This is a genomic window from Mycobacterium colombiense, from assembly GCF_003284975.1.
Lineage (GTDB): Bacteria > Actinomycetota > Actinomycetes > Mycobacteriales > Mycobacteriaceae > Mycobacterium > Mycobacterium europaeum_A.
On record NZ_QMEU01000024.1, the window covers coordinates 1 to 13,734 of the forward strand.

The following is a 13,734-nucleotide window of genomic DNA, read 5'->3' on the forward strand; positions in this document are numbered from 1 at the left end:
GCGCGAGCCGAAAAAGGACAAGGCGAACGAGCCGGCCGCGCCGCAAGTTGTGGCCGGGGGGCCCATCACCAGCATCGCGGCCGAGTTGCGCGAACTCGCATCGCTGCGCGATGCGGGGATTTTGACGCAGCAGGAATTCGAAGAGCAGAAAAAGCGTCTGCTGCCGAGCTGATCAGGCACAACGGATCACCGGTCATTCGGCCATGGCGGCGCGGTACGGGTGTTACCGTTTGCTGGCCACCCGACCGTCGACGGGATTCCTCCTAGCTCATGTTCACCTTCCGGCTCGCCCGAGTGGCGGTGGCGTGCGCATTCATCGCCCCGACCGGAGCGCCGCTGGCAGCGTGCGGCTCGGCCCCGCCGGCGACCACGGCCGCTACCACCTCAGTAACGAAAGTCGTTGCGGCACAGAGTAGTACACCTCCCGTACGTTCGGCCGGGCCCGCGCCAACGACGGCACCCGGCGTGTACGGCGACCCCGCCGCCGCGGCGAAGTACTGGGTGGCGCAGTCGCTCGAGGACAACTGCGGCCTCGTCTCGGTCGCCGACGTGGTGGGTGAACTCACCGGCAACGCACCGACCGAACGGCAGATGCTGGACCTGGCGGAGTCGACACCGTCGGGGGCCAATCCGGGGCCCATCTATGCACCGCGCAACGACCCGAGCCACTCCGGGCCGGACAGCGGCGTCTCGATGTCAGACCTGGTCATCCTGCTCGACCACTTCGGTATCAAAGCGGAGATGACCGCGGAGTCCGACCGGGATCGCAACGGCCTGCCTCTCCTCGAGCAATACCTGGCGCACGACCGCAAGATCATCGCGTTCGTCAACTCCTCGGTGATCCTGAGCGCCGACGACCAGCGCACCAAGGCCGACCATTTCCTGGTCGTCACGGGCATCGACACGGGCAGAGATATCGTTCATCTCAACGACCCCGGAATCGACCACGCCGATGAACAGGTCAGCGTCACCGCGTTCATGGCCGCCTGGCAGACCAGTGATCAGTCGATCGTCGTCACGGCGGCCCGCGGCTGATCACTGGTAACGCCAGGCGGTTTCGGGCACAGTGTGCAGTACTACCGAGCGAGGTGCCTCATGGAGAAGTCGTCCGCCCCCAACGCTTCTGGCGCGGTGCCGATGCGGGTGCAGGCGTTGCTTCGGTATCCGGTGAAGTCGATGCTTGGCGAGACCCTCGATTGCCTGCCGGTCGACGAGCGTGGCGCCGACGGCGACCGGCGATTGGCACTGCTCGACGGCGAAACGGGGCACGTGGCCAGCGCCAAGAATCCCCGGCTGTGGCGCGACCTGCTGACGTGCACCGCGCACGCGGACGCCCGGGGGGTGCGCATCAGGCTGCCCGACGGGACCGACGTGGCCGCCGACGATCCCGGCGTCGACGAGCTGATCTCCCGCTTGACGGGACGGCGGGTGCGGCTGATCGCCCAGCGCCCCGACGGCGCGACACTGGTGCGCCCCGATCCGGAGCAACTGCTCGAACTCGGTCTGGACGCCGAGGTCGGCGGCCGCATTCTGCGGATCGCCGCTACCACCCCGGGCGAGTCGTTCACCGACGAGGCGCCGCTGCACGCGATCACGACGGCCACCGTCGAACACATCGGTGTGGAGGCGCTGCGCTACCGCCCGAATGTGGTGATCTCGACGCCGCCGGACCATCCGCCATACGCCGAAAACGATTGGGTCGGCGGCGAAATCGCCATTGGGGAGGCGCGGCTGCGCGTCCTCACGGCCACGTCACGCTGCGTGGTGCCCACCCTCGAGCACGGCCCGTTACCCCGGGCTCCGCAGGCGCTTCGGATCCCCGCGGCCGAAAACCGTTTGGACACCGGCGGACACGGCAAACAGCCCTGCGCGGGCGTCTACCTTTCCGTGGTGACCAACGGCGTCATCCGGGTCGGTGACGCCGTCACTGCCGCGCCATAGACCGGCCGTATTGGCGCCACCGCGCCGTGGCGTCAGCCACCGAGATTGCGCACCGCCGTGTCGAGTTCTTCGGCCTGCTCGGCCAATTCGCGGCCGGACAGCTCCGCGTGTCCGACGCGCTGCACCAGTTCCTCGCGCGTCGCAACCCGCAGGGCGCCTCGGTACTCGTCGGAGTTCAGATCGGCCGGCGCGACGACCGCGGCGCGCCCCTCGACTACCACCAGCGCTGTGTCCGCGTCCTGGCTCGCCAGCAATCGCCGGACGTGGTCGGCGCCGATGGTCATGAGCCGCCCCGCCCGGTTCGTTGTTGTAGCTCATCGATCAGGGTGGAGGCCTGGGCCTTGGTGAGGTTGTCGGGGATTTGTTCGCCCGCTTCTTGCGCCAGCGTGTTCAAGTAGCTGCGCTGCGGGCCGGTCATGGGCTCGTCGCCGGTCACCCACTGCGACTGGTCCTTTTCCGGATTCTCCTGTGGCGCCTGCGCGGCATCGTCGGCCATGCATTTGGCTATGCCCGCTACCGGGCCGATGTAATCAGGAGCCGACGCGAAAGGTTTCGGCATGCTAACCCGCCGCCCCGGTCATCTTCATCACCAGCAGCACCGCCACCGCGATGAACGCCAGGACGAATAGGCCGACGGCGCCCACGGGCGTGGATTCCCGCTCCACCCCCGGTTCTGCCGACATCTTCCAGCGATAGTGGTCCCGTGCGCCGACGTCGATCTCCGCAATGTCACCGAGCACTACGGATGACTGGTCGGGGTCGCGCCCGAATTGTTCGATCCTCTCGACCGGGCATGCGGTGGTCACCGTTTGCGCCCTGGCCTGCCGGGACGGCAGGTCAATCACGTTGTTCACCGCGGCGGCCCGCGCCGGGTACGCGTCGATCATCGAAAAACCTTGCCCGTCAACGGTTTCGGGCGAGTTCGTCGTAGGGCGTCTTAAATCTCCGTGTTCGGGGTGGGGCTCTGCGCGGACTCCCACTTCGCCTCCAGCGATCTCGTCACCCTGGTGCCGGCGGGCAGGTCGAGCTGAAAGGTTTCGCCGCCGTCGGTCTCGAACGTGATGAGATACCCGGCGTCGCTGGGATCCTTGAAGACGACCTTGTAGGGCTGTTCACCCGAACCGCGGTCCACGGCGATGATGTCGCCAGGGCTGACGTCGTCGATCAGGTCGTTGCCGGAGACTTTGGACATAGCGTCGACGTTAGCCGAAGAGGCGCGGCCGCTGCCCGGGCCGGCCACGTCAGTGAGCGAGCTCACCTAGGGCTGCAAGAAGGCCTTGCTGGCGCGGCGCTCGTCCATGGGCGACGATCTCGGGTTCGGGCAGGTCCTCGAATCGGACGTCACCTTCGCCGTAGATGACGGCTCCTCGCCTAACGCACTCCCTCTGAAGGTAGTGGACAGCCCGGCTACCCGCGATCGCCGCCGTTAACCGCGCCTGGGCGCCATTTGATGCCGCAGCCGATGGACGGGCGCTGATCTGGGTTCACCGGTCGCCCGGCCAGCACCGCGTCGACCGCGGCGCGGACGTCCGCGGCGGTGACCGGCCGGCCGTTGCCGGGTCGCGAATCGTCGAGTTGGCCGCGGTAGACCAACCGGCGGTCGCCGTCGAATACGAACGTGTCGGGCGTGCACGCGGCCGAGAAGGCGCGGGCGACGTCTTGGGTTTCGTCGTACAAGTAGGGGAACGTCCAGCCGTGGTCGCGGGCCTCCGCGACCATCTGATCGGGACCGTCCTGCGGGTAGGTGGCCACGTCATTGCTCGAGATGCCGACCATTGCAACGCCTTGCTCGGCGAGGTCGCGCCCCAGCGCGGCGAGCCCGTCGGCGACGTGCTTGACGTACGGGCAGTGGTTGCAGATGAAGGTGACGACCAGGGCCGGCCCCCTCAGGTCGGCGCGGCCCAGCGTGCGGCCGGTGGCCGGCTCGGGCAGCGTGAAGTCCGGCGCGACAGTGCCCAGGGCGAGCATGGTGGACTCGATGGCCATGCCGGCCAGGGTATCGCCATTTCGTTGGTATCACGCACGACACCGGGTGGCCCGAGCGAAACATCCAATGGCGCTTGGGATTTCATCACCGATACGGTGCTCGTGCCGATTGACCGCCCGTGACCCCGGACACGCCGATGTTTGAGCGGCCCAGTCCGTGGAACCACACACCGTGGCACGAACGAACGTTCTTGGCCAACCCTCAAGGAGTATTTCGATGAGTGAGCACAACAAGGCCGACGAAGCGCGCAGGGGCCTGATCGACTCGGCCAAAGGCAAGGCAAAAGAGGTCGTCGGCGCTGTTACGGGCAACGAATCCCTGACCGCCGAGGGGCAACTCGAGCAGACCCAGGCGCATGAGCGCAAGGAAGCGAACGCGGCGGAGGCCGTGGCAGAAGCCCAGGTCAAGCTGGCGCAGGAGGACGCGGCCGAAGCCAGGGTCGAAGGCGCCCAGCAACGCCTGGCGGCCAACGCCCAGGCCGTGGCCGCGGAGAATTCGATCGAGGCCCAGGAGGCCGCGCAGAAGCGCGCGGCCGACCGCGCGGCGCTTGCACAGGCGACGTCTGCGAAGACCCAGGCCGAGGTGGACGCGCAGCGCGAGATCCAGCAAGCCAAGGCCGAAGAGCGCGCGGAGATCCGCGAAGCGTCCGAGGACATCGTCGACGCCGTCGCCGAACATCAGACCTCGGTTCAGGTGGCCCGCAACGACGAGTCGGAAGCCGACCGTCTGCGACGCCATGCCCAGAACGTGACCGACGAAGCCGACCTGCCCTGACGGCGGGCCTTACCCAGGAGAAGTTGATGAAAATTTCCGAAGTCCCGTTGGCGCTTCTGCGGTTTCACTACCAGCTCGCCCGGTTCCCGTTGCAGTTGATCGAGGATCGGGTGGTCAACCGCATCCCGACGGAAGCTCCCGCGCGACTGCTCTATGAGCGCTCGCTGGGCATGCTCGACACCACGGTGGGCAACGCGCTCGGTGATCCGGCGATCGTCGAACGGGGGACCGCCCTGGTCGATCGCAGCGACGCGCTCGGCCGTGCGGCTCAATTGGACGCCAGGGCGGCGGCCCGGAAGCAACAGGCCGACGCGAAGCTCAAGGGCGCCCGCGACGAGGCGATCCGCGAACGCGAGGAGGCGCAGGAGGCCACCAAGCAGGCGGTCAAAGAGGCGCGCGTCAACGCCGAGCAGCGCAAGCGTGAGGCGGCGCAGTCGGCGCAGCGGCAGAGCGCGGCGGCCAAGCAGCGCGCGGACGAGGCGGCCGCCAAGCGCAAGCAGGGGGTGGAGTCAGCCAAGCGCCAGGTGGAAAGTCGGACTCAGGCCGCCGAGAAGGCCGCGGCCAAAGCCTCGGCGGCCAAGGTCGATGAAGCCGAGGACAAGCTCGGCGAGGCGGCCGCCACGCGCGCCGAGGCGGATCGGGTGGCCGAGTTGGCGGCCGCAGAGAAGCGGCAACGGCAAGAGGAGCGGGCGAAGGACTAGGCGCCTCAGGTTTGCGGCGAACCCTGGTTGATCCTGTCGGCCGCAAACGTGGCGGCTTGCGCCGTCATCCCGGCGTCGATGTAGGAGACGTGGGCCATGATGTTGCCGCCGCCGGAGCAGATCGGGTCGTCCGGCGCGCACAAGCTGGTCACCTTGCCGCTATAGGCCGGGTTGATCGTCGGTAGCGGCTGACCGCCCCACAGCATCGTGGAGAACTGGCTGGTGGGCTCGCCGAAGAGGGCGACGGCGGCGACGTGGTTCGCCGCCGAGGGCGGTAGGGCGTTGGTGGCCAGGTCGATCACCGTCGAGCCCTGGGAATAGCCGCCCAGCACGATCCGCGAGTTCGGGCAGCCGGCGATGACGTCCTGGATGTGTGTGCTCGCGTCGGTGGCGCCCGCGTTGGCGCTGTTGTGATAGTCGTCGTTGGCCGGGTAGTTGACCGCGTAGACGTCGACGGACTTACCGCCGAGTTGCGAGGTGAGCGAGTCGACGAAGGCCTGCCCGATGTTGCCGAGGCCGGGCTCCTGATGGGTGCCACGGGCGAACACCACCGAGACGTCCGAGCAGGGATCGGCGGCGGCTGTGGGGCCACCGATGGGTGCACTCAGCAGCGCCCACACCATCAGAACCGGGATACCAACCAAGCGAGCAAGTCCGCGTGCACTCATGCCGAAATCCTGTCATATCGGCGGTCGCGGCGGTTCCGGCGGTTGGCGCTGGGCCGGCCGCATGCGGGTGGGAAGGCGAAAGGCGTTGCGCCCCAACGCTAATCGCTAGTCCCGGTGGTGCGGATGCGGATCGGTCCGGCCCAGTCACCGTCGGGGTCGACGGCGTTGCCGCGCTGGGTGATCTCCACGTCACCTGATCTGGCGAGCCGGCGGGCGGCCAGGCGGGCGTCGTCCATCAACTCGCGCCAGTCGTCGCCGCCCACCGCGCGGGCGGCGTCCGACGGGCAGATGCTGCTGCGCGGCCCGCGATGATCGGCCAACGCGCGGATCGACGCCTCCAACCGCAGCCCGATCGGTCCGTCGCCGAGGGCGATCTCGGCATGGTCGGCGCCGCGGCCGCCACCGCTGAGCACCCGAACCAGTTCGTCACGCAATCGCTGATCCATCCCACCAGTCAAGGCCACGGCGCCGCCCGTGCGCCACCGCGCGGTGGAACCGCGCCCGGCGCGCACGCGTTGGATAAACATGCCGCCCACGCTCGCAGAAGACACGAATGCGCACCGGGCGCCGGCCGACCTCGCGGACCGCCTGCTCGAAATCAAGCGGATCTACCACGAGCCCGACATCGACCGGTTTCCCCGCGCGCGTCAGGTGCTGGGCCGATTTCCCGACGCCGCGCGCATCCAGGTCGCCTCGCACCAGGCGATACCGGGCCTGTATGGCAACGAGGGCAACGTCGAGGACTGGGTCCGGATCAAACGCGAAGTGCTGGTCCTGGGGGAGAAAAAGAGCCTGTCGGCGCGCCGCAACGAGCGGTCCAGCGATTGGATCGCGCCCTCGACGGCCAATGGGTGCGCGATGGCGTGCTCGTATTGCTACGTTCCGCGCCGCAAGGGCTACGCCAACCCGATCACCGTGTTCGCGAACATCGAGAAAATCACCGGTTACCTCGAACGCCACGCCGCCCGTCAGGGCGTCAAACCCGAGCCCAATCAATGCGATCCCGTCGACTGGGTCTACGACATCGGGGAGAACAGCGACTGCTCGGTCGATGCGATGGTGTCCGACAACGTGGCCGACCTGATCGAGCTGTTCGCCCGCATTCCCAACGCCAAGGCCAGCTTCGCGACCAAGCTCGTCAACCGCGACCTGCTGAACCTTGACCCCAAGGGCGGCACCCGCGTGCGGTTCAGCCTGATGCCGGCGCAGGCATCGCTCCTGGTCGACATTCGCACCTCGAAGATCGCCGACCGTATCGCGGCCATCGACGACTTCGTCGAAGCGGGCTATGAGGTGCATCTGAATCTCAGCCCGGTCATCGTCTACGACGGCTGGCTGGACGACTGGTCCGAGCTGTTGGCCCAGGTGGCCGACAACACCAGCGAGCGCACCAAGCGCCAGCTGGCGGCCGAGGTCATCTTCCTGACGCACAACCAGGGGCTACACGACGTCAACCTCGGCTGGCACCCCAAGGGGGAGGAGCTGCTGTGGCGGCCGGACCTGCAGCAGCTCAAGCGCAGCCAGAGCGGGCAGTGCAACGTTCGCTACAAGAGCCCGTGGAAGGGACGCTGGGTAGAGGACCTGACCGACCTGCTCGCGGTCACGCTGCCCGCGTGCCGAGTGCGGTACGCCTTCTGAGCGTCAACGCCCACGCCACTGCGGTTTGCGCTTCTCGGCCCAGGCCCGCAATCCCTCGGCGACGTCTTCGGTCGCACCGGCCACCTTGCGCATGGTCTCGCCGAAGCGCACCGATTCGATCCAGCCCATGTCCGCGGTCCGCCACGCCACTTCCTTGGTCGCCCGCTGGGCCAGCGGTGCGGCCTCGGTGAGCGTGCGGGCCCACGCCTGGGCTTCGGCCTGCAGCTGGTCGGGCTCGACCAGCTTCCAGACCAGACCGATCTCCTTGGCCCGCTCGGCGCTCATGGGTTTTCCGGTCAACAGCAACTCCATCGCGTTGGCCCAGCCCACCCGTTGCGGGAGTCGGATGGCCCCGACGATGGTGGGCACCCCGATCGACACCTCGGGGAAACAGAACGTGGCCTCGGTGCTGGCGATGACGAAGTCGCAGAACAACACCCCCGTCACCCCGTAGCCGATGCAGGGACCGTGCACGGCGGCGATGGTCGGCTTGAACAGTTCCATGCCGGATTCGAAGGAGTTGATGGTCGGCTTCTCCCAGAAGGTGCCACCGAAGGTCCCGACCGAGCCTTCCCCGTCCTTGAGGTCGCCGCCGGCACAGAAGACGCCGCCGTTGGCCGTCAGGATGCCGACCCAGGCGTCCAGGTCGTCGCGGAAGCGATCCCAGGCGGCGTTGAGGTCCTGGCGGAGCGCGCCGTTGATGGCGTTGCGGGCCTCCGGGCGGTTCAGGGTGATGGTGGCAACGTGGTCGTGCAGCTCATAGGTGACCAGACTCATCACTGCAGACTATTGCGCCACGCCGACGCCCTCGCCACACGCCGGGAAACCAGCCCACGTCATGGCGTGCGCGGGCGGCGAAAGTCATGGAACGCGCCAAGGCGCCCAACGGTTTTCGCGGGCAACCGCTTGATGTCGTCGAAATGCACATGCACCCGCTCGAAGGCTTTGACCCGTTCGGCTTTGACCTTCTTGGTGTAGGTCCGCCGATCCGCCATCGTCAGGTCCGCGTCGTCGGTGAATGCGCCGAGCAGGGCGCGCGGGTACAGGCGCTCCACCAGGACGACGTTGATCTCGGCGCACATCACCAGCGCCACCGAGGCGAGGAACAGAAACGCCAACGCCCCCAACACCAGTGCGAACACGCTATTGGTGGCGCTGGCCCTTTTCACGGTGTGCGCCACGTAGCCGGCGCCGAACCACTGCAGCATCTGCCAAATGAACGCCGCGGCAACCGCTCCGGGCCACACCTGCCGGTAGGTCAGTGCGCGTGCGGTCGTCACGCGAAAGGCCACCAGGCAGATCATCGTGTTGATCGCCACTGCGGCCAGTGCGAGGCCGAACTTGCTGAAGACGCCGAGCGCGCTGGTGGCGTGGCCCGCCGCGGCCAACACCGTGGCCGCGATGGCGGCCGAGCCGAGCACCAACAGCAACAGCAGGCTACGCAGCCGGGACCGAATCGGGTTGGGGCGCTTGTGCTTCGGTACCGCCCACACCGTGTCCATCGCGTTTTGCAGCGCCTGTCCCACGCCCAGGCCGCCGTAGAGCGCGCCGAGCAAGCCGACGGCCACGCCCACCGCTCCGCCGCTGAGCCCCTGGGGGTGGTGCAGCTGGTCGCCGAGTACCGGGAACTGGCTCAGGGTGCTGTGCAGCACCTGCGCCTGCAGATCGGGTCTGCCGGCCAGCACCACCCCGAGGCCGGTGGTCAGCAGCAGCAGCAGCGGAAACAGCGACACCAGCCCGTAATAGGTGATCAGGGCGGCGAGGTAACCGCCCTGATCGTCGTTGTACTTGTAGACGACACCGACGATCACGCCGACGACTCGATTCCGTCGCTGCAGCCTGTCCAGCCAACCGACCATCGCCGATCACTTCCCCCGCAAGCCGGCATCCAAAGTCGATGCACTCGCCACCTGATACCCGGATTCAGCTGCCGTCAACCTCGCCGGTCACCTCAGTGCATTGGGGTTGCGGCCGGTGGGGCGCCTATCGTGGCAGCAGTGGCCGAACCGTCTGTAGCGCAGTTGCGCACCCAGCTTGACGGTGTGACGCTGCACGACGCGGCCCGCTTCGGCCGGCGCCTGAAGAATTTCCGCGGGGCCCCGCCCGAGAAGCTGCGCAGGCTGGCCGACCAGATCGCGGCCGCGCAGGCGGTCGTCGCCGCGCGCCAGGCCGCGGTGCCCCCGATCGCCTACCCCGACCTGCCGGTCAGCGAGCGGCGGCAGGAGATCGCCGACGCGATCCGGGCGAATCAGGTGGTGGTGATCGCGGGGGAGACCGGATCGGGGAAGACCACCCAGCTGCCCAAGATCTGCCTCGAGGCCGGCCGCGGTGTCCGCGGAACCATCGGACACACCCAGCCGCGCCGGCTGGCCGCCCGCACCGTCGCGCAGCGCATCGCCGACGAGCTGGGCAGTCCGCTCGGCGACGTCGTCGGCTACACGGTGCGGTTCACCGACCAGGTCAGCGACCGCACGCTGATCAAGCTGATGACCGACGGCATCCTGCTCGCCGAGATCCAGCGCGACCGCCGCCTGCTGCGCTATGACACCCTGATCCTCGACGAGGCCCACGAGCGCAGCCTCAACATCGATTTCCTGCTCGGTTACCTGCGCGAGTTGCTGCCGCGCCGGCCCGACCTGAAGGTGATCATCACCTCGGCGACCATCGAGCCGCAGCGCTTCGCCGCCCACTTCGGTGGAACCGAACATGGGCCCAGCGGCGGAGCCGAGCACGGATTCAGCGCCAACGCGCCCATCATCGAAGTGTCGGGACGCACCTATCCGGTGCAGATCCGCTACCGGCCGCGCGAGGTTGCCGTGCCGGTCGACACGCAGGACGATCCCGACGACCCCGACCACGAGATCGTGCGCACCGAGACCCGCGACGAGGTCGAGGCGATCGTCGACGCCATCGCCGAGCTCGAGACCGAGCCGCCGGGGGACATCCTGGTCTTTCTGTCGGGTGAGCGCGAAATCCGAGACACCGCAGAGGCTTTAAGCGGCGCCCTCAAACACACCGAGGTGCTTCCGTTGTACGCCCGGCTGCCCACCGCCGAGCAGCAGAAGGTGTTCGCCCCCCATACCGGGCGCCGCGTCGTGCTGGCGACCAACGTCGCCGAGACGTCGTTGACCGTGCCCGGGATCCGCTACGTGATCGACCCGGGCAACGCCCGCATCTCCCGTTACAGCCGGCGCCTGAAGGTGCAGCGGCTGCCGATCGAGCCCGTCTCGCAGGCGTCCGCCGCGCAGCGGGCCGGCCGGTGCGGCCGGGTGGCGCCCGGCGTGTGCATCCGGCTGTACTCCGAACAGGACTTCGCGACCCGGCCGCGCTACACCGATCCCGAGATACTGCGGACCAACCTGGCGGCCGTGCTGTTGCAGATGGCGGCGCTGGCGCTCGGCGACATCGACGAGTTTCCCTTCCTCGACCCGCCAGACCGCCGCAGCGTGCGCGACGGTGTGCAGTTGCTGGCCGAGCTGGGCGCGTTCGACCAGCACGGCGCGATCACCGACCTCGGCCGCCGCCTCGCGCGGTTGCCCGTCGACCCGCGGCTGGGCCGGATGATCCTGCAGGCACAGGCCGAGGGATGTGTGCGCGAAATGCTGGTGCTGGCCGCTGCGTTGACGATTCCCGACCCCCGGGAGCGGCCCAGCGACCGCGAGGAGGCGGCCCGCCAAAAGCATGCCCGTTTCGCCGACGAGCACTCCGACTTCATGTCCTATCTCAACCTGTGGCTCTATTTGCGAGAGCAACGGAAATTGTTGTCCGGCAATGCGTTTCGGCGGATGTGCCGTTCGGACTTTCTGCACTATCTGCGCATCCGCGAGTGGCAGGACCTGGTCGGGCAGCTGCGCAGCATCGCTCGCGACCTGGGAATCGTGCAGGACGCCGCGTCCGACGAGCCGGCCGATCCGGCCCGGGTGCACGCGGCGCTGCTCGCCGGGCTGCTGTCGCATGTGGGTATGCGCCGCGAAGACACCCGCGAGTATCTGGGCGCGCGCAACTCGCATTTCGTGCTGGCGCCCGGCTCGGCGCTCACCAAGCGGCCCCCGCGCTGGGTCGTCGTGGCGGAGCTGGTCGAGACCAGCCGGCTCTACGGGCGCACCGCCGCCCGCATCCAGCCCGAGCTCGTGGAGCGGGCCGCCGGTGACCTGGTGCAGCGCACCTACAGCGAACCCCATTGGGACGCCAAGCGCGGCGAGGTGATGGCCTACGAACGGGTGACGCTGTACGGGCTGCCGCTCGTCGCGGGCCGCCGGGTCGGATACGCACGCGTCGAGCCGGTGTTGGCGCGGGAACTGTTCATCCGCCACGCGCTGGTCGAAGGCGACTGGCAGACCCGTCACCACTTCTTTCGCGACAACGCACGGCTGCGCGCGGAGCTCGAGGAGCTGGAAGAGCGCGCCCGGCGACGCGACCTCCTGGTCGGCGACGACGAGATTTATGCGCTCTACGACGCCCGCATCCCCGCCGATGTCGTCTCGGCGCGGCACTTCGACGCCTGGTGGAAAAAGCAGCGCCACCAGACGCCGGACCTGCTCACCTTCACCCGCGCCGACCTGCTGCGCACGAAGGAGACGGCCGACGCGGATCGGCCGAACACGTGGCGGACGGGCGATGCCGCGCTGCCCCTGACCTACCGCTTCGAGCCCGGCGCCGCTGACGACGGCGTCACCGTGCACGTGCCGATCGACGTGCTGGCCCGCCTGGGCGGCGACGAGTTCGCCTGGCAGGTGCCGGCGCTGCGTGAGGAGCTGGTGACCGCGCTCATCCGCTCACTGCCGAAAGACTTGCGCCGCAACTTCGTTCCCGCCCCCGACACCGCGCGCGCGGTGCTGGCGGCGATCGACCCGGGCGGTGAGCCGCTGTTGCCGGCGCTGCAACGCGAGTTACGCCGTCGCACCGGGGTATTGGTGCCCGTCGACGCCTTCGACCTGGACAAGCTGCCGTCGCATCTGCAGGTGACGTTCGCGGTCGAGTCCGCTGACGGCGCCGAGGTGGCGCGCGGCAAGGATCTGCGGGTGCTGCAGGAACGCCTCACGACGCCGGCCCAGCAGGCCGTCGCCCATGCGGTCGCCGGTGATCTGGAGCGAACCGGGTTGCGCGGCTGGCCCGAGGCCCTCGACGAACTGCCGCGGGTCATGGCGCGCACGGTCGGCGGGCGCACCGTGCGGGGCTTTCCCGCATTCGTCGACGCGGGCGGCGGCGTGGACCTGCGCGTGTACGCCACGTCGTTCGAGCAGGAGCAGGCGATGCGACCCGGGATCCGGCGGTTGATTCGCCTCAGCGTCGCGTCGCCGACCAAAGCCATTGTGCGTCAACTTGATCCGCGCACCCGGTTGGTTCTCGGCAGCAATCCGGACGGTGACCTGTCCGCGCTGCTGGACGACTGCGCCGACGCCGCGGCCGACGCGCTCGTGTCGGCGCCGGTGTGGACGCGCGCGGAGTTCGCCGCGCTGCAGCAGCGGGCGGCAAAATCCTTGTCGCCCACCACCGTCGACATCGTGGGCCGGGTCGAGAAGGTGCTGACCGCCGCCCAGGAAGTGCAGCTCCTGGTGCCCGCGAATCCGCCGGCCGCGCAGGCCGATGCTATCGCCGACGTCCGCGCGCAGCTGGATCGGCTGTTGCCGGCCGGTTTCGTCACCGCGACTGGGGCCGCGCACCTCGTCGATCTCGCCCGCTACCTGCTCGCGATCCGCCGCCGCCTCGAAGGCCTGGCCCGTGCGGTCCAGGCCGATCGGGAGCGCATGCAACGGGTGCACGCGGTGCAGGATGCCTACGCCGAGTTGGTGCGCGAGCTGCCGCAGGCGGCCAAGGCGGCCGCCGACGTCCGGGATGTCGGGCGTCAGATCGAGGAATTCCGGGTGAGCCTGTGGGCCCAGCAACTCGGCACGCCCCGCCCGGTCAGCGAGCAGCGGATCTACCGCGCGATCGACGCCCTGCGCGACCGCTGGTGATCGATGTTCCCCGCCACTTCCAACCTATAGCGCAACCGGGGGCTTGCCGCAAGGCCCGGGTGCTGATG

The 13,734-nt window shown here is 68.7% G+C and carries 16 protein-coding genes; 7 read left to right on the forward strand and 9 right to left on the reverse strand.

Annotation, left to right across the window (positions count from 1 at the left end; translation table 11 throughout):
* From DQP58_RS10845 to DQP58_RS10855, 3 genes are all read left to right on the forward strand, one after another.
* On the forward strand, positions 1–172 hold a 172-nt coding region (locus DQP58_RS10845; protein WP_133259356.1), incomplete at its 5' end, for an SHOCT domain-containing protein.
* A gap of 293 nt (positions 173–465) precedes the next feature.
* Positions 466–1,035, forward strand: coding sequence for a C39 family peptidase (locus DQP58_RS10850; protein WP_240629730.1), 570 nt, complete (start codon positions 466–468; stop codon positions 1,033–1,035).
* A 60-nt stretch (positions 1,036–1,095) separates the two neighbouring features.
* The gene (locus DQP58_RS10855; protein WP_112708399.1) at positions 1,096–1,941 is read left to right on the forward strand and encodes an MOSC domain-containing protein; all 846 of its coding nucleotides are present in this window, start codon (positions 1,096–1,098) and stop codon (positions 1,939–1,941) included.
* A 32-nt stretch (positions 1,942–1,973) separates the two neighbouring features.
* On the opposite strand, the gene DQP58_RS10860 is transcribed toward DQP58_RS10855, so the two are convergent.
* The 5 genes from DQP58_RS10860 to DQP58_RS10880 all read right to left on the reverse strand — a co-directional run bounded on the left by DQP58_RS10860 (position 1,974) and on the right by DQP58_RS10880 (position 3,927).
* Positions 1,974–2,225 carry a hypothetical protein gene (locus DQP58_RS10860; protein WP_112708400.1) on the reverse strand — a complete coding sequence of 84 codons (252 nt, stop codon included), beginning with the start codon at positions 2,223–2,225 and terminating at the stop codon, positions 1,974–1,976.
* Positions 2,222–2,437, reverse strand: coding sequence for a DUF3072 domain-containing protein (locus DQP58_RS10865; RefSeq protein ID WP_112708401.1), 216 nt, complete (start codon positions 2,435–2,437; stop codon positions 2,222–2,224). Before DQP58_RS10865 ends, DQP58_RS10860 begins: the two co-directional genes overlap by 4 nt.
* A 64-nt stretch (positions 2,438–2,501) precedes the next feature.
* Positions 2,502–2,828, reverse strand: a complete 327-nt coding sequence (locus DQP58_RS10870) for a hypothetical protein (RefSeq protein WP_112708402.1) — start codon at positions 2,826–2,828, stop codon at positions 2,502–2,504.
* Positions 2,829–2,878: 50 nt separating this feature from the next.
* Positions 2,879–3,133: a hypothetical protein gene (locus DQP58_RS10875; protein ID WP_112708403.1), complete on the reverse strand. Its 255-nt coding sequence runs from the start codon at positions 3,131–3,133 to the stop codon at positions 2,879–2,881.
* A gap of 215 nt (positions 3,134–3,348) precedes the next feature.
* A complete protein-coding gene (locus DQP58_RS10880; protein ID WP_112708404.1) occupies positions 3,349–3,927 on the reverse strand; it encodes a thioredoxin family protein in 579 nt (192 codons plus the stop codon).
* 217 nt (positions 3,928–4,144) lie between these two features.
* Here DQP58_RS10880 and DQP58_RS10885 point away from each other — a divergent pair, with 217 nt between their 5' ends.
* Positions 4,145–4,702, forward strand: a complete 558-nt coding sequence (locus tag DQP58_RS10885) for a CsbD family protein (RefSeq protein ID WP_112708405.1) — start codon at positions 4,145–4,147, stop codon at positions 4,700–4,702.
* A 26-nt stretch (positions 4,703–4,728) separates the two neighbouring features.
* Positions 4,729–5,403: an IF2 family translation initiation factor gene (locus DQP58_RS10890; protein WP_112708406.1), complete on the forward strand. Its 675-nt coding sequence runs from the start codon at positions 4,729–4,731 to the stop codon at positions 5,401–5,403.
* Positions 5,404–5,408: 5 nt separating this feature from the next.
* On the opposite strand, the gene DQP58_RS10895 is transcribed toward DQP58_RS10890, so the two are convergent.
* Together DQP58_RS10895 and DQP58_RS10900 are read right to left on the reverse strand one after the other, a co-directional pair.
* Positions 5,409–6,071 carry a cutinase family protein gene (locus DQP58_RS10895; protein ID WP_165827839.1) on the reverse strand — a complete coding sequence of 221 codons (663 nt, stop codon included), beginning with the start codon at positions 6,069–6,071 and terminating at the stop codon, positions 5,409–5,411.
* Between the two features lie 98 nt (positions 6,072–6,169).
* A complete protein-coding gene (locus DQP58_RS10900) occupies positions 6,170–6,598 on the reverse strand; it encodes a DUF3253 domain-containing protein (protein WP_346427271.1) in 429 nt (142 codons plus the stop codon).
* Between DQP58_RS10900 and DQP58_RS10905 the strand changes: the two genes are divergently transcribed.
* A complete protein-coding gene (locus DQP58_RS10905) occupies positions 6,597–7,709 on the forward strand; it encodes a spore photoproduct lyase family protein (protein WP_112708407.1) in 1,113 nt (370 codons plus the stop codon). The two genes, DQP58_RS10900 and DQP58_RS10905, sit on opposite strands and share 2 nt — an antisense overlap.
* Before the next feature lie 3 nt (positions 7,710–7,712).
* On the opposite strand, the gene DQP58_RS10910 is transcribed toward DQP58_RS10905, so the two are convergent.
* Both DQP58_RS10910 and DQP58_RS10915 read right to left on the reverse strand, forming a co-directional pair.
* Complete coding sequence (locus tag DQP58_RS10910) at positions 7,713–8,486, reverse strand: enoyl-CoA hydratase/isomerase family protein (protein WP_112708408.1); 774 nt, start codon at positions 8,484–8,486, stop codon at positions 7,713–7,715.
* A 59-nt stretch (positions 8,487–8,545) separates the two neighbouring features.
* Entirely contained in the window at positions 8,546–9,568 is a 1,023-nt protein-coding gene (locus DQP58_RS10915) for a YihY/virulence factor BrkB family protein (protein WP_112708409.1), read from the reverse strand.
* Positions 9,569–9,706: 138 nt separating this feature from the next.
* Between DQP58_RS10915 and hrpA the strand changes: the two genes are divergently transcribed.
* On the forward strand, positions 9,707–13,666 hold the full coding sequence (gene hrpA / locus DQP58_RS10920; RefSeq protein WP_112708410.1) for an ATP-dependent RNA helicase HrpA: 3,960 nt from the start codon (positions 9,707–9,709) through the stop codon (positions 13,664–13,666).
* Positions 13,667–13,734 lie beyond the last annotated feature (68 nt).

Excerpts from the sequence above, each read along its gene's own strand:
- DQP58_RS10880 (WP_112708404.1), bottom strand. The coding sequence starts at position 3,927 with ATGGCCATCGAGTCCACCATGCTCGCCCTGGGCACTGTCGCGCCGGAC.
- DQP58_RS10895 (WP_165827839.1), bottom strand. The coding sequence starts at position 6,071 with ATGAGTGCACGCGGACTTGCTCGCTTGGTTGGTATCCCGGTTCTGATG.
- DQP58_RS10915 (WP_112708409.1), bottom strand. The coding sequence starts at position 9,568 with ATGGTCGGTTGGCTGGACAGGCTGCAGCGACGGAATCGAGTCGTCGGC.
- DQP58_RS10910 (WP_112708408.1), bottom strand. The coding sequence starts at position 8,486 with ATGAGTCTGGTCACCTATGAGCTGCACGACCACGTTGCCACCATCACC.
- DQP58_RS10865 (WP_112708401.1), bottom strand. The coding sequence starts at position 2,437 with ATGGCCGACGATGCCGCGCAGGCGCCACAGGAGAATCCGGAAAAGGAC.
- DQP58_RS10900 (WP_346427271.1), bottom strand. The coding sequence starts at position 6,598 with ATGTTTATCCAACGCGTGCGCGCCGGGCGCGGTTCCACCGCGCGGTGG.
- DQP58_RS10855 (WP_112708399.1), top strand. The coding sequence starts at position 1,096 with ATGGAGAAGTCGTCCGCCCCCAACGCTTCTGGCGCGGTGCCGATGCGG.
- DQP58_RS10860 (WP_112708400.1), bottom strand. The coding sequence starts at position 2,225 with ATGACCATCGGCGCCGACCACGTCCGGCGATTGCTGGCGAGCCAGGAC.
- DQP58_RS10905 (WP_112708407.1), top strand. The coding sequence starts at position 6,597 with ATGCCGCCCACGCTCGCAGAAGACACGAATGCGCACCGGGCGCCGGCC.
- DQP58_RS10870 (WP_112708402.1), bottom strand. The coding sequence starts at position 2,828 with ATGATCGACGCGTACCCGGCGCGGGCCGCCGCGGTGAACAACGTGATT.
- DQP58_RS10885 (WP_112708405.1), top strand. The coding sequence starts at position 4,145 with ATGAGTGAGCACAACAAGGCCGACGAAGCGCGCAGGGGCCTGATCGAC.
- DQP58_RS10875 (WP_112708403.1), bottom strand. The coding sequence starts at position 3,133 with ATGTCCAAAGTCTCCGGCAACGACCTGATCGACGACGTCAGCCCTGGC.
- DQP58_RS10890 (WP_112708406.1), top strand. The coding sequence starts at position 4,729 with ATGAAAATTTCCGAAGTCCCGTTGGCGCTTCTGCGGTTTCACTACCAG.